General features: G+C 71.5%; 16 protein-coding genes. 10 read left to right on the forward strand and 6 right to left on the reverse strand.

The window, feature by feature from the left end:
• On the forward strand, positions 1 to 289 hold a 289-nt coding region (locus tag ACWD38_RS14305; protein WP_450124207.1), incomplete at its 5' end, for a hypothetical protein.
• 161 nt (positions 290 to 450) lie between these two features.
• Here ACWD38_RS14305 and ACWD38_RS14310 read toward each other — a convergent pair.
• Positions 451 to 1,104, reverse strand: coding sequence for an ACT domain-containing protein (locus ACWD38_RS14310; protein WP_184485672.1), 654 nt, complete (start codon positions 1,102 to 1,104; stop codon positions 451 to 453).
• A 603-nt stretch (positions 1,105 to 1,707) separates the two neighbouring features.
• Here ACWD38_RS14310 and gatC point away from each other — a divergent pair.
• The 5 genes from gatC to ACWD38_RS14335 all read left to right on the forward strand — a co-directional run bounded on the left by gatC (position 1,708) and on the right by ACWD38_RS14335 (position 6,289).
• Complete coding sequence (gene gatC, locus ACWD38_RS14315; RefSeq protein ID WP_184481933.1) at positions 1,708 to 2,007, forward strand: Asp-tRNA(Asn)/Glu-tRNA(Gln) amidotransferase subunit GatC; 300 nt, start codon at positions 1,708 to 1,710, stop codon at positions 2,005 to 2,007.
• Positions 2,007 to 3,542, forward strand: a complete 1,536-nt coding sequence (gatA, locus tag ACWD38_RS14320) for an Asp-tRNA(Asn)/Glu-tRNA(Gln) amidotransferase subunit GatA (RefSeq protein WP_184481931.1) — start codon at positions 2,007 to 2,009, stop codon at positions 3,540 to 3,542. The genes gatC and gatA overlap by 1 nt, the downstream gene beginning before the upstream one ends.
• On the forward strand, positions 3,542 to 3,739 hold the full coding sequence (locus tag ACWD38_RS14325) for a hypothetical protein (protein ID WP_184481929.1): 198 nt from the start codon (positions 3,542 to 3,544) through the stop codon (positions 3,737 to 3,739). The genes gatA and ACWD38_RS14325 overlap by 1 nt, the downstream gene beginning before the upstream one ends.
• The gene (gatB, locus tag ACWD38_RS14330; RefSeq protein WP_184481927.1) at positions 3,736 to 5,241 is read left to right on the forward strand and encodes an Asp-tRNA(Asn)/Glu-tRNA(Gln) amidotransferase subunit GatB; all 1,506 of its coding nucleotides are present in this window, start codon (positions 3,736 to 3,738) and stop codon (positions 5,239 to 5,241) included. The genes ACWD38_RS14325 and gatB overlap by 4 nt, the downstream gene beginning before the upstream one ends.
• An 82-nt stretch (positions 5,242 to 5,323) precedes the next feature.
• Positions 5,324 to 6,289 (forward strand): quinone oxidoreductase family protein, encoded by a 966-nt coding sequence (locus tag ACWD38_RS14335; protein WP_184481925.1) that lies wholly within the window; start codon positions 5,324 to 5,326, stop codon positions 6,287 to 6,289.
• 84 nt (positions 6,290 to 6,373) lie between these two features.
• On the opposite strand, the gene ACWD38_RS14340 is transcribed toward ACWD38_RS14335, so the two are convergent.
• Together ACWD38_RS14340 and ACWD38_RS14345 are read right to left on the reverse strand one after the other, a co-directional pair.
• A complete protein-coding gene (locus ACWD38_RS14340; RefSeq protein ID WP_425503614.1) occupies positions 6,374 to 7,864 on the reverse strand; it encodes a potassium/proton antiporter in 1,491 nt (496 codons plus the stop codon).
• A 315-nt stretch (positions 7,865 to 8,179) separates the two neighbouring features.
• A complete protein-coding gene (locus ACWD38_RS14345; protein ID WP_450124208.1) occupies positions 8,180 to 9,364 on the reverse strand; it encodes a PQQ-dependent sugar dehydrogenase in 1,185 nt (394 codons plus the stop codon).
• A gap of 416 nt (positions 9,365 to 9,780) precedes the next feature.
• Between ACWD38_RS14345 and ACWD38_RS14350 the strand changes: the two genes are divergently transcribed.
• Positions 9,781 to 10,506: a DoxX family membrane protein gene (locus ACWD38_RS14350; protein ID WP_184481921.1), complete on the forward strand. Its 726-nt coding sequence runs from the start codon at positions 9,781 to 9,783 to the stop codon at positions 10,504 to 10,506.
• A 114-nt stretch (positions 10,507 to 10,620) separates the two neighbouring features.
• On the opposite strand, the gene ilvD is transcribed toward ACWD38_RS14350, so the two are convergent.
• Complete coding sequence (ilvD, locus tag ACWD38_RS14355) at positions 10,621 to 12,465, reverse strand: dihydroxy-acid dehydratase (RefSeq protein WP_184481919.1); 1,845 nt, start codon at positions 12,463 to 12,465, stop codon at positions 10,621 to 10,623.
• A gap of 222 nt (positions 12,466 to 12,687) precedes the next feature.
• The gene (locus ACWD38_RS14360; protein WP_450124209.1) at positions 12,688 to 13,596 is read right to left on the reverse strand and encodes a PH domain-containing protein; all 909 of its coding nucleotides are present in this window, start codon (positions 13,594 to 13,596) and stop codon (positions 12,688 to 12,690) included.
• A gap of 460 nt (positions 13,597 to 14,056) precedes the next feature.
• Between ACWD38_RS14360 and ACWD38_RS14365 the strand changes: the two genes are divergently transcribed.
• From ACWD38_RS14365 to ilvC, 3 genes are all read left to right on the forward strand, one after another.
• Positions 14,057 to 15,889 (forward strand): acetolactate synthase large subunit, encoded by a 1,833-nt coding sequence (locus ACWD38_RS14365; RefSeq protein WP_184481915.1) that lies wholly within the window; start codon positions 14,057 to 14,059, stop codon positions 15,887 to 15,889.
• A gap of 7 nt (positions 15,890 to 15,896) precedes the next feature.
• Complete coding sequence (gene ilvN / locus ACWD38_RS14370) at positions 15,897 to 16,403, forward strand: acetolactate synthase small subunit (RefSeq protein ID WP_184481913.1); 507 nt, start codon at positions 15,897 to 15,899, stop codon at positions 16,401 to 16,403.
• A 165-nt stretch (positions 16,404 to 16,568) separates the two neighbouring features.
• Positions 16,569 to 17,564 carry a ketol-acid reductoisomerase gene (gene ilvC / locus ACWD38_RS14375; protein WP_184481911.1) on the forward strand — a complete coding sequence of 332 codons (996 nt, stop codon included), beginning with the start codon at positions 16,569 to 16,571 and terminating at the stop codon, positions 17,562 to 17,564.
• A gap of 531 nt (positions 17,565 to 18,095) precedes the next feature.
• Here the strand turns inward: ilvC and ACWD38_RS14380 are convergent.
• On the reverse strand, positions 18,096 to 18,956 hold the full coding sequence (locus ACWD38_RS14380) for a LysR family transcriptional regulator (RefSeq protein ID WP_184481909.1): 861 nt from the start codon (positions 18,954 to 18,956) through the stop codon (positions 18,096 to 18,098).
• Positions 18,957 to 18,969 lie beyond the last annotated feature (13 nt).

An 18,969-nucleotide genomic window follows, 5' to 3' on the forward strand; every position in this document is an offset into this window, starting at 1 on the left:
TAGTGGGCCGGGTGGCGGAACCTCAGCGGTTTCCTCGCTGCGGGATCTTTTTTCCGAGTGGCTCCGCCACGAGGAAAAAAGCTGTCCTCGCGAGGAAACCGCTGAGAACCCGCGGGTGGTCTTTTTGCTTTGGTGGTCACTGCTCAGCGGCTTCGCCGCTGACAGGAGAAAGGCCGAGAACGTCGCTCATCTGGAACGACAAGATCAAAGGTGGGCAGTCCGCGGCTCAGGGAACCGTGTGGAACGGTTCGATCATCGTCTTGGCGGCGGCGAAGCCGACGAGCAGTGACCACGCACGCAGCCGGACCACCGGCGGGTTCTCAGGTGTCTTCTCGCGAGGACGGCTTTCCCGCGTGGCGGAGCCACTCGGGAAAAGGATCGATCCCGCAGCGAGAAGACACCTGAGGTCCGTTGAGCGACCCCGCAGGCAGCTCGCGCCGAAGAGAGCCCTCAGCCGTCGAGGACGACGGAGACGATTCCTGCCAGGTGCGCGAGTCGCGCTACCTCGGCGGCGCGGAACATGGGGCCGCCGGGGCGGCCGGCCAGCAGCACTCGGTCGGGCTTGCCGATCGGTGTCGCGGCCAGTTCGGTGCCCAGCTCCTGCCAGGTCTCCGGCACCCAGATCTCGTCACCGTCGAGGATCGTGGCCCGCGGCAGCGGTAACCACGGCAGTTCCAGGTAGCCCTGCTGCGGGGCCGATGAACTCGCGGCGAGCTGCTCCGCGCCGCCCGAGTGGTGCCCGAACACGATCGCCCAGCCCGATCGGATGATCTTCGGGACGCCTTCGGCGAAGATCTGCAGGCCGTTGCCGGGTTCGGCCGCGATGTCCTCCACCAGTTCCAGCTCGCGGTGGGTGTCCAGCACGCCCGCGTAGGGGCGGACCGCGTCGACCTCGACGCCGTCGACCGATTCGGCGGCGGTGATCAGGATGTCCGGCAGCCTGCCCGAGGGCAGTTCCACGACCATGTCGTCGATCGCCACGTCACCGCCGCGTTCGACGACGTCGACGCTGAGGATGTCGGCGCCGATCTCGCCCAACGCGGAGGCCACCGCGCCGAGCACGCCCGGACGGTCCGGTATCTGCACCCGGATCAGGAAGGACACCGGACTCAACGCCTCCAGCTTCGTGCGCGGCACCTCGCCGTCCGCGCTCCCCGCGCCGCACGGCCGCACGCGGAGGCCACCGTGCGCCCGGCAGGCGGGGCAAATTGTGGCAGACACCGCAGCCTATCGGTGAGACCGGCGTTCGTGTAGTGAAACGGCGGGCCGCCGTCGCTGGTCCCGGATGTTTCCCGCGCCGCGGCGCCCGCGTCCCGGAGTGCGGACCCCCGGCCGCCGCCCGCCCGCGGGCGCACGTCCCTGGGCACCGGATCGGGTTTCCGCTGAGCGGACGGCGCGGCACCCGTCCCGTCCGCATCACGGGAGCGGGGAGACGGCGGCGCAGGACGGGGGAATTCCCTACGAGCCGCGGTCGCGCCGCTGCGCTCGTGCCGATGCGGGGAGCATTCGGAAGCGGGGGAGGGGTGGCGCGTGAACGGTCACCGGCAAACGGGGGTGGTGACCGTTCACGGTGCCCGGACGACCGGCCGAACCGGCGCCGCGCACAGCGCGCGCGACACTCGGTTCGCCCCCTGAACGGGCACATGCGGGCTCCGCAATAGACTGAGGTCCAACCGTGATACCGGACATGACCAGGGAGCCTTCGTAGTGTCCAAGATCTCCCGCGACGAGGTCGCGCACCTCGCCGGCCTGGCCAGGCTGGCGGTCACCGAACAGGAGCTCGACACCTTCGCCGGGCAGCTCGACGTCATCCTGGAGTCGGTGGCGAGGGTGGGTGAGGTCGCCGCGGACGACATTCCGCCGACCTCCCACGCGGTGCCGGTGACGAACGTGTTCCGCGACGACGTGGTGCGGCCCAGCCTGCCGCGCGAGGCGGCGCTGGACGGCGCGCCCGCGGCGGAGGACAACCGGTTCCGCGTTCCGCGGATCCTGAGTGAGGAGGCGTGATGACTTCGACCGCGACCGGAGGTGACTCGGCCCTGATCGGCCTGTCCGCCGCCGATCTCGCCGACCGGCTGTCCTCGGGCGAGGTGACCTCGGTGGAGGCCACCCAGGCCCACCTGGACCGCATCGCCGCCGTGGACGGCACCGTGCACTCGTTCCTGCACGTCGACGAGCAGGGCGCGCTGGCCGCGGCCCGGCAGGCCGACGAGGACCGGTCCGCGGGCAAGGCGGCCTCGCCGCTGGCGGGCGTTCCGCTGGCGCTCAAGGACGTTTTCGCCACCAGCGACATGCCCACCACCTGCGGCTCGAAGATGCTGGAGGGCTGGCGGCCGCCGTACGACGCGACGGTGACGCGACGGCTGCGCGAAGCGGGCGTCGTCATCCTCGGCAAGACCAACATGGACGAGTTCGCGATGGGCTCGTCCACCGAGAACTCCGCGTACGGCCCGACGCGCAACCCGTGGAACACCGACCGCATCCCCGGCGGTTCCGGCGGTGGCTCCTCGGCGGCGCTGGCCGCGTTCGAGGCTCCGCTGGCGATCGGCACCGACACCGGTGGCTCGATCCGCCAGCCCGGCGCGGTGACCGGCACCGTCGGCGTGAAGCCCACCTACGGCGGCGTGTCCCGCTACGGCCTGGTCGCCTTCTCGTCCTCGCTGGACCAGCCCGGCCCGTGCGCGCGCACGGTGCTGGACGCGGCGCTGCTGCACGAGGTGATCGCCGGGCACGACCCGATGGACTCCACCTCGATCAGCTCGCCGGTGCCGCAGGTCGTGGCGGCGGCGCGCGAAGGCGCCGCGGGCGACCTGACCGGCGTCAAGGTCGGCGTGGTCCGCGAGTTCGCGGGCGACGGCTACCAGCCGGGCGTGGAGCGGTCGTTCCGCGCCGCGGTCGAGCAGCTCTCGAAGCTGGGCGCGGAGGTCGTGGAGGTCTCCTGTCCGCACTTCGAGTACGCGATGGGCGCCTACTACCTGATCGCGCCGAGCGAGTGCTCCTCGAACCTGGCCCGGTTCGACGCGATGCGCTTCGGCCTGCGCGTCGGCGACGACGGTTCGCACAGCGCCGAAGAGGTCATGTCGCTGACCCGCGAGGCCGGGTTCGGCCCTGAGGTGAAGCGCCGCATCATGCTCGGCACCTACGCGCTGTCGTCCGGCTACTACGACGCCTACTACGGCCAGGCGCAGAAGGTCCGGACGCTGATCACCCGCGACTTCGCCGCCGCGTTCGAGCAGGTGGACGTACTGGTGTCGCCGACGACGCCGACCACGGCGTTCGAGATCGGCGAGCGCACCGAGGACCCGCTGGCGATGTACCTCGCGGACCTGTGCACCATCCCGTCGAACCTGGCGGGCAACGCCGCCATGAGCATCCCCAGCGGACTGTCCGATGAGGACGATCTTCCGGTGGGCTTGCAGATCATGGCCCCGGCGCTGGCCGACGACCGGCTCTACCGGGTCGGTGCGGCCTACGAGACCGCCCGCGACGCCGCCCAGGGCGGCCCGCTGCTCGACCGTGTCCCCGCTCTGGAGGTGGCGTGATGAACTCGAAGATCAAGGCAGCGTTCCAGCTCGCGTCGGTGCTCTCCGCGGCCTTCGGGCTGCGCGCGAGCATCCGCGACGCCAAGGCGAACAACGACCGGCTCGCGATGGCCGACTCGATCATCACCGCGCTGGGCCTGATCACAGGCACCGCGCTGGCGATCCGCACCCTGCGCAAGGGGGATGACGGCAAGTGACCGCGGTCGCCGAGATCATGGACTACGACGAGGTCCTGGAGCGGTTCGACCCGGTCCTCGGCCTCGAGGTGCACGTGGAGCTGTCCACGGCCACCAAGATGTTCTGCGGGTGCGCCAACGTGTTCGGCGCCGAGCCGAACACTCAGGTGTGCCCGGTGTGCCTGGGGTTGCCCGGCGCGCTGCCGGTCGTCAACGGCAAGGCGGTGGAGTCGGCGATCCGCATCGGGCTGGCGCTGAACTGCCAGGTCGCCGAGTGGTGCCGGTTCGCGCGGAAGAACTACTTCTACCCGGACCAGCCGAAGAACTTCCAGACCTCGCAGTACGACGAGCCGATCGTCTTCGACGGTCACCTCGACGTGGTGCTCGACGACGGCGAGACGTTCCGCGTCGACATCGAGCGGGCGCACATGGAGGAGGACACCGGCAAGTCGCTGCACGTCGGCGGGGCCACCGGCCGCATCCACGGCGCCGAGCACTCGCTGCTCGACTACAACCGCGCGGGCGTCCCGCTGGTGGAGATCGTCACCAAGCCGATCGTCGGTGCCGGTGAGCGCGCTCCCGAGGTCGCTCGGGCGTACGTGGCGGCGCTGCGGGACCTGCTGCGGTCGCTGGACGTGTCCGACGTGCGGATGGACCAGGGTTCGCTGCGCTGCGACGCGAACGTCTCGCTGATGCCGAAGGGCGCGGACGAGTTCGGCACCCGCACCGAGACGAAGAACGTCAACTCGCTGCGCAGCGTGGAGCGCGCGGTGCGCTACGAGATGCGCAGGCACGCCGCGGTGCTGACCTCCGGCGGCGAGATCCGCCAGGAGACCCGGCACTTCGACGAGTCGACCGCGACGACCTCGGCGGGTCGCAAGAAGGAGACCTCCGAGGACTACCGGTACTTCCCGGAGCCGGACCTCGTGCCGATCGCGCCGTCCCGCGAGTGGGTCGAGGAGCTGTCGACGACGCTGCCCGAGCTGCCGTGGGAGCGCCGCAAGCGCATCCAGGACGAGTGGAAGCTCTCCGACGAGGAGCTGCGCGACCTGGTCAACGCCGGGGCGCTCGACCTCGTCGCCGCCACCGTGGACGCCGGTGCGCCCGCGGCGGAGGCGCGCTCCTGGTGGGTCGCCTACCTGTCGCAGCAGGCCAACACCCGCGGCGTGGAGCTCACCGAGCTGGCGATCACGCCCGCGCAGCTGGCGCGGGTCATCGCGCTGGTCGCGGACGGCAAGCTGACGAACAAGCTGGCCCGCCAGGTCGTCGACGGCGTGCTCGACGGCCAGGGCGAGCCCGACGAGGTCGTCACCGCGCAGGGCCTGGAGGTCGTCTCGGACGACTCCGCGCTGCAGGCCGCCATCGACGACGCGCTGGCCGCGCAGCCCGACGTGGCGGACAAGATCCGCGGCGGCAAGGTGCAGGCCGCGGGCGCCGTCGTCGGCGCGGTCATGAAGGCCACCGGCGGCAAGGCCGACGCGAAGCGGGTCCGCGAGCTCATCCTCGCCGCCTGCGGGCAGTGACCCGGGTCGACTGATCGGACCTCCCGTCCCGTTCGCGGGGCGGGAGGTCTTTTTTCGTTCGACGCGACGAACCGGGGGAGACATGCGAGCGTGGCTGACCGCTCCCGGCGAGCGCTGGGATCTCGCCGAACGTCCGGTGCCCGAAGCGGGCGCGTTCCAGGTGCTGGTCCGCGTGCGCGCGGCGGCGGTGAACCGCGCGGACCTCGACGAGGCCGACGGCTCCTACCGGCCCCGGGGCACCGGAACCGACCGCCACGTCGCGGGTTCCGACGTGACCGGCGAAGTCGTCGACGTCGGCTCGGACGTGACGGGCGTGCGCATCGGCGACCGCGTCCTGGCCATGGTGGAAGGCGCTCTCGCCGAGTACGTGGCGCTGGACCACCGGCTCGTCATCCCCGTTCCGGCCCGCCTCACCGCGGAGCAGGCCGCGGCCCTGCCGTCGGCGTTGATGACGGAGTACGACGCGCTGATCCGGCAGGGCGGGATGCCGCCCGGCGGATCGGTGCTGATCACGGCCGGGACTTCCGGGGTGGGGTTGATCGGCGCCGAGATCGCCCGGTGGGCCGGGGCGGGGGCGGTGGCGGTCACCACGACGCGGGCGCAGGCACCACCGGAACTGGCCGGACGCGGCCTGCGGGTGATCACCGGCGGGATCGGCGGGTTGCGCGGCGCCGTCGCGGACGGGCTGCGGGCCGACCTGATCGTCGACCACACCGGTGGGGACTGGTTGGACGAGCTCATCGCCGCGACCCGGATCGGCGGCACGATCATGCAGGTCGGCAGGCTCGCCGGGCGGCGCGCCGCGCTGGACCTCGACCGGCTCGCCCTGCGTCGGGTCCGGATCGTCGGGACCACCTTCCGCACCCGCGACGACGAGCAACGCGCCGCCATCGCGGCGGCGATCCGCCGCGACCTGTCCGCCGCCGTCGACAGCGGCGAGATCACTCCGGTCGTGGCCCGGACCGTGCCGTTCGCCGAGGCGGACCGCGCCGTGGAGCTGCTGCGCGGTGGCGGCCTCGTGGGCAAGGTCGTCGTGCTGTTCGGCTGATGTCCGGCTGGGAGGCGGAGCTCGCGCACCGGAGACCGCGGGCGTTCCGCTGCCCGGACGCCTCCCCGCGCCACCGGGCCGGGGTCAGTCCGGGGCGCCGTACTCGCCGAACCAGTGCGCGAGGCGGCCTCGGCGGCTCACGGCGCGCAGGCGGCGTTCCGCGGCGTCCCGCGCTCGCGCGGTCGTCATGATGAGCAGTTCGTCCCCGGTGGTCAGGCGGGTGGCGGGTTCGGGGACGAAGGACCGGCCCGCCCGGATGATCAGGGTGATCACGCTCGGCTCCGGCAACCGGAGCTCCCGCAGCGTCACGTAGTGCAGCTGGGAACCGGTGGGCACCGACACGGTGAGCAGCTCCGCGTCGAGCACGTCCAGCGGAGCCACCTCCACCTGGATCTCCCGCGCCGCATCCGCCCGGACCAGCCCCAACCGGCGCGCCAGCCCCAGCAGCCCCGGCCCCTGCACCAGGGTGAACACCGCGACCAGCACGAAGACCACGTTGAGCACCCGGTCGCTGCCGGGCACGCCCGCCACCACCGGGAAGGTCGCCAGCACGATCGGCACCGCGCCGCGCAACCCGGCCCAGGACACGAACGCCTGCTCCCGCCACGGCAACCGGAACGGCGCCAGCGCCACCAGCACCGACACCGGCCGCGCCACCAGCAGCAGCACCAACCCCACCACCAGCGCGGGCAGCAGCTCCGGCAGCAGCTCGTGCGGCGTCACCAGCAGGCCCAGCAGCACGAACAGGCCGATCTGCGCGAGCCACCCGAGCCCCTCGGCGAACGAGCGCAGCGAAGCCCGGTGCGGCAGCCCCGAATTCGCCAGCACCAGCCCGGAAACGAACGCGGCGAGGAACCCGGACGCGCCGACCGAGCCCGCGGCGGCGAACGCGACCACCCCGAGCCCGAACATCGCCAGCGGGTACAGGCCGGACGCCGGGAGCGTGATGCGGTGCAGGACCCACGCCCCGAACCAGCCGACCCCCACGCCGATCACGGTGCCCACCGCGAGCTGGTAGAGCACGTTCCCGGCCACCTCCAGCGGGTGGATCTCCAGCGGGATCGTGCTGAACAGCAGCACGAGGATCACCGTGGGCGCGTCGTTGAACCCGGACTCGGCTTCCAACATGCCCGACACGCGCCGCGGCAGCGGCAGCGTGCGCAGCACCGAGAACACCGCCGCCGCATCGGTGGAGGACACGATGGCGCCGAGCAGCAGCGCCGCCTGCCAGTGCATGCCGATGAGCAGGTGAGCGCCCACCGCGGTGATCGCGACGCTGACCGCGACTCCGACGGTGGCGAGCAGACCGCTGGGCGTCAGCAGCGGGCGCACGTCGGACCAGCGCGTGGTGAGCCCGCCCTCGACGAGGATCACCGCCAGCGCCGCGGTGCCCAGGTTCTGCGCGAGCTGGGCGTCGTCGAAGCGCAGTCCCAGCCCGTCCTCGCCGATCACCAGCCCCAGCGCGAGGAACAGCAGCAGCGCGGGCAGCCCGAAGCGCGCCGCGGCCCGCGTGGCGACGATGCTGGCCAGCAGCACGAGTCCGCCCGCCAGCAGCGCCGTGTACAGCTGCGGCAAACTCATCGCTTCCCCGTCCCGGCCACCGGCGCGTCGCCGCGCTCCGGATCGGCGATGCGTCCTGAGTGGACCATGAGCCGGGTCGTTTCGTCCGGTGCGCCACGCTGGTCCGCGCCGGTCGCTCTGCTTCGGCGTCGTGCTCGCCGCAGGACCGATGTCGTGCGCGGCCGCGCCACGAGCGGCGTCGCTTTCCCCGCGAGCGGGACGCTGCCGGACCCGCGGGGTTGCGACGTGTGCCGTGCGCGCCCCTAGGCGGGACCGGCTCCCGGTGCGCGCTGCGGTCACGCGGCGCGGATCGGCCTCGTCAGGTCGCGGTCAGTCCTTGCCGCTGTCGCCCGAGGGCGGTTCGATGCGGATGGCCCGGTCGTCGCTGGGGACGGGGGTGCCGCCGGACTTGTTCGCGGTGCCCAGCCAGAGCTGGCCGTCCGGGCCGGTCGCGGCGGCGGAGAAGCGCCCGTAGGTGCGTTCCATGACCTTGGACGGCTGGCCGGTGAAGGTGCCGTCCGGGCCGGGGTTGAGGGTGTAGAGCGCCGCCGCGTCCGTCAGCGCCACGACGACCGACGCGGGCCCGGCCGCGCATCCGGCCACGCCGGGGCGGTCCGGCCAGCTCCACGCCGGGGCGCCGAGGGCCGCGCCGAACTCCAGCCGGTGCAGCGCATCGCGCGAACCGGCGCGGTCGGTGAGCCAGTAGCCACCGGTGTTGATCGCCCCGCACAGCCCGCCGGGATTCGACACCCCGGACGCCACCACGCGCGAAGCCGGGTCGGGGTTGCCGGGCGCCGCCGCGCCGAACCCGTCGATGCGCAGCACCTTGCCGGCCAGCGAAGCCGGATCGGTCGCGTTCGCCCGGTCGCCCGCGTCGCCCGTGGCGACCAGCAGCGCGCCCCGGCCGTCGTCGAGCAGCGCGCCGGAGTTGCCGGAGGCGCCCTTGGGGATGCCGGTGAGGACCGGTTTCGGGTTGTCCCGCGGCGCGACCCGCAGCACCTGGTTCTCGCCGTCCACGCTCGCGTAGGCGTAGATCAGCTCGTCCTCCTGGTAGCTCGGCGACAGCGCGAGCCCGGTGAGCCCGCCGCCGCCGGAGGGGTCGACCGGCACGCGCGCCACCTCGACCGGTTCGGCGTCCTGCTCGACCCGCAGGATCCGGCCGGTGGTGCGTTCGCCCACCAGCGCGGCCTTCCCGTCGGGCAGCACGGTGATCGCGCCCACCGGGTCCAGGCAGGTCGCGACGACCGCCGGATCGGGGTCGACGCAGCCCGCGGGTACCGAAGACGGCGGTTCGGTCGGCTGCCCGGGTTCCGGCGGGGGAGGGGCGGGCTGCTCGATGGAGGGCTGCGGTCCGGCCTGCGGCTCCAGCGAAGGCTGGTCCCGCCAGGCGTTCGGGTGCTCGTTCGGGAACTGCGCGCAACCGCCCGCGGTGAAGGCGCCCACGGCCAGCAGCACTCCCACCGCTCGCGCGCGAGTACGGCGATCGGGGCGGGAGGTGCGCTGGGAGGCTGCCACGAGGTCCGAGGGTATCGGCCCGGTCGTGAACGCACGGTGAGCACCCGAGGGTCCGGATCATGCGGCGCCGCGCCCGGGAGCTCGCGCCGTCCCACCCGGTGGAAGCCGCTTCCCGCCGGTTCGAGCCGAGCAGTCGCCGCACGGCGACCGAATGCAGCAATTCCGGATGGGCCCCCGGACACCGATCGGTGCGGATCGGTGGCGACGGACGGTGCCGACTCGGTGATTCCCGGTGTTCTCAGATGCCGATCTTACTGCTGTCGCCAGCGGAAACCGGGAATTCACCGAAGGTTCGCGGGACCGGCGGAGCATTCTGCCGGATGCCGGAACACCCGGATGCCGACCGAATTACGTCTGGAAAAGGTTCACCCGAAAGGGTCGCTTCACCCGTGTGTGATGCCTTAACCTTCACCGCCGTGAGCATTCACGACGATCGCCCGAGCGGCGCGGGCGGAAACCGCGACGACCGCGCGCAACGCGGCGGAAAAAAGTCCGCCGACGGGCCTACGGGAACCCAGGGCCTCGGCGTGCAGGACTACGACTACTACGACGACGCCGCCTACAACGACGGTGCGGCGACCTCGGTGGTCGACCGCCGTTCCGGCGACGAGTTCTACGAAGAATTGGACACCCGGAAACCATTCGGCTGGAACGCCGGAGCCGACCTCGGACTCCTGGCATTGCGGCTGGTGATCGGCGGGATCTTCGCCGCCCACGGTGCGCAGAAACTGTTCGGCGTGCTAGGCGGCACCGGTCCGGAAGCGTTCGCGCAATCCCTGGCGAAGTCCGGGTTCGAACAGAGCGCGGTGCTGTCCCTGGTCACCGGTGGGACCGAGCTCGGCGCCGGCGCGCTGCTGGTGCTCGGCCTGTTCACCCCGCTGGCCGCCGCGGGCATCGTCGGCGTGATGGCCAGCGCCATCGTGTCGATGAAGCTGCCCGGCCCGTTCTTCGACCAGGAAGGCGGCTACGAGTACCTCGTGGTGCTCATCGCCGCCGCGCTGTGCCTGATGTTCGCCGGGCCCGGCCGGGTCGCGCTGGACAACGGGCGCGCCTGGTTCCGGCACCCGCTGGTCAGCGGCTTCATCAGCCTGGTGATCGCGGCGGGTTCGTCGGCCGCGGTGCTGATCCTGCTGCGCTCCTGAACCGGTGGCCCCGCCCGCCGGGCGGAGCCGCGCGATTCCCCCGAGAACTACATCCCCCGAAACGAGACCGGCCGGGTTCCCCGTGGAACCCGGCCGGTCTTCTTCGTCATCCGGTCACTTCGAGACGTCGCGGACCGCGCCGTACGAGGCCGAGGTGGCCAGCCGCGCGTAGGCCCGCAACGCGCTGGTCACCGGTCGCTGCCGGGATTCCGGCTGCCACGGGTGCTCGGCGGCGTCCATCTTCGCGCGCCGCTCGGCGAGCACCTCGTCGTCGACGAGCAGCTTCAGGGCGCGTTCGCGGACGTCGATGAGGATCTGGTCGCCGTCCTGCACCAGGCCGATCGTGCCGCCGCCCGCCGCCTCCGGCGAGATGTGCCCGATGGACAACCCGGAGGAGCCGCCGGAGAACCGGCCGTCGGTGATCAGCGCGCACTTCTTGCCCAGGCCGGAGCCCTTCAGGAACGCCGTCGGGTGCAGCATCTCCTGCATGCCGGGGCCGCCCGCCGGGCCCTCGTAGCGGATCACCAGCACGTCGCCCGGTTCGATCTGCTTCTGCAGGATCGCGGCCACCGCCTGCTCCTGGCTCTCCATGACCCGCGCGGGGCCCTGGAAGTACCAGAGCTCCTCCTCGACGCCCGCGGTCTTCACGACCGCGCCGTCCTCGGCGAGGTTGCCGCGCAGCACCGCCAGGCCGCCGTCGGCGGTGTAGGCGTGCTCGAAGTCGCGGATGCAGCCGTCGGCGGCGTCGGTGTCCAACGAGGACCAGACGTTCTCCGTGGAGAACGCCTGCGTGGTGCGCACCCCGCCGGGAGCGGCGTGGAACAGGTCGAGCGCCTGCTGCGAGGGCGACTCGCCGCGCACGTCCCACTGCGACAGCCATTCGGTGAGGCTGCCGCTGTGCACGGAGGACACCTCGCGGTGCAGCAGCCCGGCGCGGTCCAGCTCGCCCATGATCGCGGAGATTCCGCCGGCCCGGTGCACGTCCTCCATGTGGTAATCGGAGTTCGGCGCCACCTTCGACAGGCACGGCACCTGGCGGCTGATCCGCTCGATGTCGGAGAGCTCGAAGTCGATCTCGCCCTCGCGCGCGGCGGCCAGCGTGTGCAGCACGGTGTTCGTGGAGCCGCCCATCGCCATGTCCAGCGCCATCGCGTTCTCGAACGCCTGCTTGTTGGCCACCGAACGCGGCAGCACGGAGTCGTCGTCCTCCTGGTACCAGCGCTTGGAGATGCGCACGACGGTGCGCCCGGCCTCCTCGAACAGCTCGCGGCGCAGCGCGTGGGTGGCCAGCGTCGAACCGTTGCCCGGCAGCGCGAGGCCCAGCGCTTCGGTGAGGCAGTTCATGGAGTTCGCGGTGAACATGCCCGAGCACGACCCGCAGGTCGGGCAGGCGGACCGCTCGACCTCGCTGAGCCCTTCGTCGTCCACCGCCGCGTTCGCCGACGCGGAGATCGTCGTGATCAGGTCGGTCGGGGCCTGCGCGACGCCCTCCACGACAACGGCCTTGCCGGCCTCCATCGGCCCGCCGGAGACGAACACCGTCGGCACGTTGAGCCGCATCGCGGCGTTGAGCATGCCCGGAGTGATCTTGTCGCAGTTCGAGATGCACACCAGCGCGTCCGCCTGGTGGGCGTTGACCATGTACTCCACCGAGTCGGCGATGATCTCGCGCGAGGGCAGCGAGTAGAGCATGCCGCTGTGGCCCATGGCGATGCCGTCGTCCACCGCGATCGTGTGGAACTCCCGCGGCACGCCGCCTTCTTCGCGGATCTTCTCGGCCACCACGTCGCCGAGGTCGCGCAGGTGCACGTGACCGGGCACGAACTGGGTGTAGGAGTTGGCGATGGCCACGATCGGCTTGCCGAAGTCGTCGTCGGTCATGCCGGTGGCACGCCACAACGACCGGGCGCCTGCGGCGTTCCGTCCGTGCGTGGTGGTGCGGGAGCGCAACTGGGGCATGGTCCTTCTCGGTTTCTCGCGAAGTTCGCGTCATAGCGGCGAAAGACGCCCACCTTGTGGGTGGGGGCGAACGGCGGTGACCACGACGCTACTCCTGCCCGGTGCCGTCCGGTCCGACCGGTTCTCGCTCGTCGGGCGTTCGTGACGCACGCCTCGGGAGCCGTGCGGGCGGTGCTGCGCGTCGTTCGGGGAGCGCGCTCGTGGTCGTGCGGGTGCGGTGCGTCAGTCCGCGGACTTCGGGCCGGTGCGCCCGTCGTCGCCGGATTCCGCGCGCTCGGCCGGGTCGGCGCCGGTCTCGGACGGCTGCTGATCGGCGGCCGGAGGCTCGGAGGCGGTGTCGTCGGCGGGCTCGTCCTCGCCGGTCTCGGGCTGCGCCGGTGCGGCGTTCGGGTCCGGCAGGCGACCGCCGCTGAGCTCGGCGAGCCGGGGCAGGTCGCGCACCCGGATCGCCGGGAGCACGACCTCCTTGCCGGAGACGAGCACGGCGCGCACCCAGCGCTTCTCGTCCAGCCGCACCGAGGCGAGCTCGTCCCAGCCGAAGCGGGTGGTGCTGAACTGGCCGCGCGAGCTGATGCGCTCGGCCGTCACCACGGTGCGCGGGCGCATGATCGCGTAGCCGAGCGCCAGCGGGATCAGGTACGCGGGCAGCAGCAGCGGGAACGGCTGCGCGAACGCGATCGGCGTCACGCTGATCGCCACCGCGAACACCGCCAGCAGCGAGATCCGGGTGAGCTGGAACGTCAGCGACTTCGGCAGCGCCTTCGCGCGCCCGGCGGTGGCCTTCGCCACCGCCGGGTTCGCGGGGTCTTCCGGGGCCGCGTCCCGTTCGCCGGGGGCGTTCTCAGCGGAGTCCTGCTCACCGGAGTTCGGCTCGGCGATCTCGCGCTCGGCGGTCGCCTCGGACGTTCCGGCGCCGGACGTGGCGGCGTCGGGCAGCTCCGCGGCGTCCCGGGTCGCCGTGCCGGTCGTGCCCTGCTCCTCGGACGTGCTCACTTCGCGGGTCCCCTCTGCCTCGGCGCGTTCCGAGCCCGCCGCGTCCGGACTGCCCGATTCCGCCGGGGCGGAGCCGGAGCCGGTGCGGCCGGGCCCGTTCTCGCCGGGCCGTTCCGATGCCGCTGGGGACTCGCTCACCCCCCGATGCTCTCACCCGTGCGCACGCGGTCCGCAGAGTCCCGGACCGCAGGCGCCGGCGAACCGCCCGGACCGTTCCCACCTGGTGGCACCGCCGGTCCCGCGACCTGTGACCCACCGAGCCGGAGGAGGAGCGACGTACGCCACACCGGGCTCGGCCGAATGCGAACGGGATATCCGTGAACAGGGAAAACGCCAGCGGAAGCGGGGTTTCGAGCCGTTTTCGGCGTCCACCATGCGGGAATCGCGTCCCGCATGGTTTGACCCGGTGGCACCAGTGCCGTTAACGTCCTCGCCATGCTGCGACTGCACGACATTCTCGTACTTCCCCGGCGCGTCGACGCCTGAGGAAGCTCCGCAGCGTCGACGCGCCAACCCTCGTACGGTCCCCTTTTCGGCCCGGCGGGGGTTTTTTCGTGCCCACTCACCGACCACCACCGTTCGGACAGAGGCGAACTCGATGACCAGCGCCCACACCAGGCAGAGCCCGGTCCCGGCACCGCCGCCGGGACACCGTTCCAAACCAGCACCGTCCCACGACGCCCCAGCGCAGGTCACCGGCGCGCAGTCGCTCGTGCGGTCGCTGGAGTCCGTCGGGGCCGAGATCGTCTTCGGCATTCCCGGCGGCACCATCCTGCCTGCCTACGACCCGCTGCTGGACTCCACGAAGGTCCGGCACGTCCTGGTCCGCCACGAACAGGGAGCCGGGCACGCCGCCACCGGGTACGCCCAGGCCACCGGCAAGGTCGGCGTGTGCATGGCGACCTCCGGTCCCGGCGCGACGAACCTGGTCACGGCGCTGGCCGACGCGCAGATGGACTCCGTGCCGATCGTGGCGATCACCGGTCAGCAGGCCACCAGCCTGATCGGCACCGACGCGTTCCAGGAAGCCGACATCTGCGGCATCACGCTGCCGATCACCAAGCACAACTTCCTGGTCACCAAGGCCGAGGACATCCCGCGCACCATCGCCGAGGCGTTCTACATCGCCGCCTCCGGGCGCCCCGGTCCGGTGCTGGTCGACATCCCGAAGGACGTCCAGCAGACCGCGACCACGTTCTCCTGGCCGCCGGAGATGAAGTTGCCCGGCTACCGCCCCACCAGCAAGCCGCACGGCAAGCAGGTCCGGGAAGCCGCGAAGCTGATCACCGCGGCGCAGCGGCCGGTGCTCTACGTCGGTGGTGGCGTGCTCAAGGCCGAAGCGACCGAGCAGCTGCGCGAACTGGCCGAAGCCACCAACATCCCCGTCGTCACCACGCTGATGGCGCGCGGCGCGTTCCCCGACTCGCACCCGCTGCACCTGGGCATGCCCGGCATGCACGGCAAGGTCGCCGCCGTCGCCGCGATGCAGCGCTCCGACCTGCTGATCACCCTCGGCGCCCGGTTCGACGACCGGGTCACCGGCCAGCTGTCCTCGTTCGCGCCGGACGCGAAGGTCGTGCACGCCGACATCGACCCGGCGGAGATCTCCAAGAACCGCAACGCCGACGTGCCGATCGTCGGTGACTGCAAGGAGGTCATCGCCGAGCTCATCGACGCCGTCGCCACCGCCACCGCGGACGGCGGCACCGCCGACCTCGGCGCCTGGTGGACGCAGCTGAGCACCTGGCGCGACACGTTCCCGCTGGGCTACGAGTGGCCCGCGGACGGCAGCCTCGCCCCCGAGTACGTCATCGAACGCATCGGCGCCCTCGCGGGCCCGGACGCCGTCTACGCGGCCGGTGTCGGGCAGCACCAGATGTGGGCGGCCCAGTTCGTCGGCTACGAGCAGCCGCGCAGCTGGCTGAACTCCGGCGGGCTCGGAACCATGGGCTACGCCGTTCCCGCCGCGATGGGCGCCAAGGCGGGCGTGCCCGGCAAGGACGTCTGGGCCATCGACGGCGACGGCTGCTTCCAGATGACCAACCAGGAACTCGCCACCTGCGCCATCGAAGAACTGCCCATCAAGGTCGCCGTCATCAACAACGGCAACCTCGGTATGGTCCGGCAGTGGCAGAGCCTGTTCTACGCCGAGCGCTACTCACACAGTGACCTCGGAACCCACAAGCACCGCATCCCCGACTTCAAACTGCTCGCCGAAGCGCTGGGCTGCGTGGGACTGCGGTGCGAATCCCGCGAGGACGTCGACAGCGTCATCCAGCGGGCCATGGAGATCAACGACCGACCCGTCGTGATCGACTTCGTGGTGGGCAAGGACTCCCAGGTGTGGCCCATGGTGGCCGCGGGCACCGGCAACGACGAGATCATGGCGGCGCGCGGAATCCGCCCGCTGTTCGACGAGGACGAGGGGTGACCCACCGATGAGCCGACACACGCTCAGCGTGCTGGTGGAGAACGTGCCGGGTGCGCTCGCCCGCGTCTCGGGACTGTTCTCGCGCCGCAGCTTCAACATCGAGTCACTGGCCGTCGGGCCGACCGAGCACCCGGAGATCTCCCGGATGACGATCGTGGTCGCCGTCAGCGACCAGCCCCTCGAACAGGTCACCAAGCAGCTCAACAAGCTCGTCAACGTGATCAAGATCGTGGAGCTGGAACCGGAGGTCGCGGTGCAGCGCGAACTGCTGCTGGTGAAGGTCCGCGCGGACGCCTCGGTGCGCAGCCAGGTCCTCGAAACCGTGCAGCTGTTCCGGGCCAAGGTCGTCGACGTCTCCCCGGAGGCGCTGACCGTGGAGGCCACCGGCGACGGCGAGAAGCTCAACGCGCTGCTGCGCATGCTGGAGCCCTACGGTGTGCGGGAGATGGTGCAGTCCGGGTCGATCGCCATCGGCCGCGGCCCCCGCTCCATCACCGCCACCGCGGTCCGCTGACCCGAATCCCGGCAGCGGCGCCGGGAAACCGACCGGCGGCAGGCGTGGGCCCGCGGCCGGGCCCCGCCGCGAACGCACCGGCCGTGGAACACCGGGCGGGCGACACCGGGCAGGCACCGCCGGGAAGACAATCGAACAAGTCCCGAAAGGAACACGGAAACCATCATGGCAACTGAGATCTTCTACGACGCCGACGCCGACCTGAGCATCGTCCAGGGCCGCAAGGTCGCGATCATCGGCTACGGCAGCCAGGGCCACGCGCACGCGCTGAGCCTGCGCGACTCCGGCGTGGACGTGCGCATCGGCCTGCCCGAGTCGTCGAAGTCCCGCGCCAAGGCCGAAGAAGAGGGCCTGCGGGTGCTCACCCCGGCCGAGGCCTCCGCCGAAGCCGACCTGATCATGATCCTGGCGCCCGACACCAAGCAGCGCGAGATCTACGCCAACGACGTCGCCCCGAACCTCAACAGCGGCGACGCGATCTTCTTCGGGCACGGCTTCAACATCCGCTACGGCCTGATCCAGCCGCCGTCGGACGTCGACGTCGCGATGGTCGCCCCCAAGGGCCCCGGCCACCTCGTGCGCCGCCAGTTCGTCGACGGCAAGGGCGTGCCGTGTCTGATCGCCATCGAGCAGGACGCCTCCGGCAGCGCGCAGGCGCTGGCGCTGTCCTACGCCGCGGGCATCGGCGGCGCGCGCGCCGGCGTCATCAAGACGACCTTCAAGGAAGAGACCGAGACCGACCTGTTCGGTGAGCAGGCCGTCCTCTGCGGTGGCGCCAGCGCGCTCGTGCAGACCGGTTTCGAGGTGCTCGTCGAAGCCGGCTACCAGCCGGAGATCGCCTACTTCGAGGTCCTGCACGAGCTGAAGCTGATCGTGGACCTCATGTGGGAGGGCGGCATCGCCGGGCAGCGCTACTCCTGCTCCGACACCGCCGAGTACGGCGACCTCACCCGTGGACCGCGCGTCGTCGACGCGCACGTCAAGGAGTCCATGCAGAAGATCCTGGGCGAGATCCAGGACGGCACCTTCGCGAAGGAATGGGTCGCCGAGGACGAGGCCGGCCGCCCCAACTTCAACAAGCTCCAGCAGGCCGGCAACGACCACCAGATCGAAGAGGTCGGCAAGAAGCTGCGCGCGCTGATGTCCTGGACCGGCAAGTGAGCGTTCGCGAACGACGACTTCGCGGAGTCATCTGATCGGTGACGTCCGCGATCAAGGCCCGGCGATCCCCACAAGGGATCACCGGGCCTTCGTCGTCCGGGACTACTTCGGAGTCTCGCTCGGCTTGGCATGGGGCGTCGGTTTTTGGAGCCTTCCCGGGTTCGGCGCGTGGTTGCCGTGGTGCATGGAATGCCGGGTTCACTGCCCCCTGCACCCGAAACTCGCGCCACGGCGAAGCCGTGCAGTTGGGCGGCGAAGCCGTGCAGTGGGCGGGCAAAGCCACGCTTGCCCCGCGGCGTAGCCGTGCAGTGGGCGGCGAAGCCAGCCTGCCTTGCGGCCGTAGGCCGTGCCTGTATTCGCGAAGCGAATAGCCCACGTCGAAAAGCCGCTCACCGGCGGGTTCTCAGCGTTCTTCTCGCGAGGACAGCTTTTTTCCTCGTGGCGGAGCCACTTGGGAAAAAGATCCCGCAGCGAGAAGGACGCTGAGGTTCCGCTACCCGGACACCAAAGCAGAACGAGCCGTGGAAGCAGTCAACGAACCGCCTCGGCGTAGAGCTCCGTGAGGAGGGCTACTGCGGCGGAGGTCGCGGGGTGCGGGTCGTGGCGGCGCCAGATCAGGTGGACGGGAACGGGGTCGGCGTCCCGGACGAGGCGGTAGACGATGCCGTCGCGGCGGTACTGGGTGAGGGTGCTCTGCGGGGTGATGCCCACGCAGCGGCCGGTGGAGATCGCGGCCAGCCAGTCGTCGATGTCCGGTGTGCGTTCCAGTTCGGGGCGGTCCTGCGGCGGCCACAGGTCGGTGGTGGTGGTGCCGGTGCGGTGGTCGACGGCCAGGACGCGCTGCCGGATCTCGTCCAGCGTCAAGGAACGGCGGCGCGCCCACGGATCGTCGGCGGCCAGCGCGCAGTAGCGGCGTTCGTGGCCGACGGTGGCGTGGTCGTAGCGGTGGGCGTCGATCCCCACGCGCACCACCGCCAGGTCGCACGCCCCTTCGGCGAGGCCGCCGGTCTGCGTGTTGGTGCGGACCAGGTGGAGCTCGACGTCGGGGTGGCGGTCCGCCCAGCGGCGCTGGAACTCGTTGGTGTGCCCGCCCATCGCCGACCAGGCGTGCCCCAGCCGCAACCGCGTGTGCCCGGTGGTGGCCTCGCGGACGAGGTCGTCGACTTCGGCGAGCAGGTGCCGGGCGCGGGCGAGCACCTGCACGCCCGCCGTGGTCGGAGTGCAGGTGCGGCTCGTCCGGTGCAGCAGCCGCACGCCGAGCGCGCGCTCCAGCGCCAGCACCGTGCGCGAGACCGCCGCCTGCGAGACGCCCAGCTCGATCGCGGCGTCGGTGAACGTGCCGGTGTCCACGATCGCGACCAGGCACCGCAGGTGCCGCAGCTCCACATCCATGACTCCAGCGTAT

The organism is Saccharopolyspora sp. NPDC002578, assembly GCF_053592695.1.

Coding starts and splice junctions, on each gene's coding strand:
- ACWD38_RS14365 (WP_184481915.1), top strand. CDS start 14,057: ATGACCAGCGCCCACACCAGGCAGAGCCCGGTCCCGGCACCGCCGCCG.
- gatA (WP_184481931.1), top strand. CDS start 2,007: ATGACTTCGACCGCGACCGGAGGTGACTCGGCCCTGATCGGCCTGTCC.
- ACWD38_RS14380 (WP_184481909.1), bottom strand. CDS start 18,956: ATGGATGTGGAGCTGCGGCACCTGCGGTGCCTGGTCGCGATCGTGGAC.
- ACWD38_RS14335 (WP_184481925.1), top strand. CDS start 5,324: ATGCGAGCGTGGCTGACCGCTCCCGGCGAGCGCTGGGATCTCGCCGAA.
- ilvC (WP_184481911.1), top strand. CDS start 16,569: ATGGCAACTGAGATCTTCTACGACGCCGACGCCGACCTGAGCATCGTC.
- ACWD38_RS14325 (WP_184481929.1), top strand. CDS start 3,542: ATGAACTCGAAGATCAAGGCAGCGTTCCAGCTCGCGTCGGTGCTCTCC.
- ilvD (WP_184481919.1), bottom strand. CDS start 12,465: ATGCCCCAGTTGCGCTCCCGCACCACCACGCACGGACGGAACGCCGCA.
- ilvN (WP_184481913.1), top strand. CDS start 15,897: ATGAGCCGACACACGCTCAGCGTGCTGGTGGAGAACGTGCCGGGTGCG.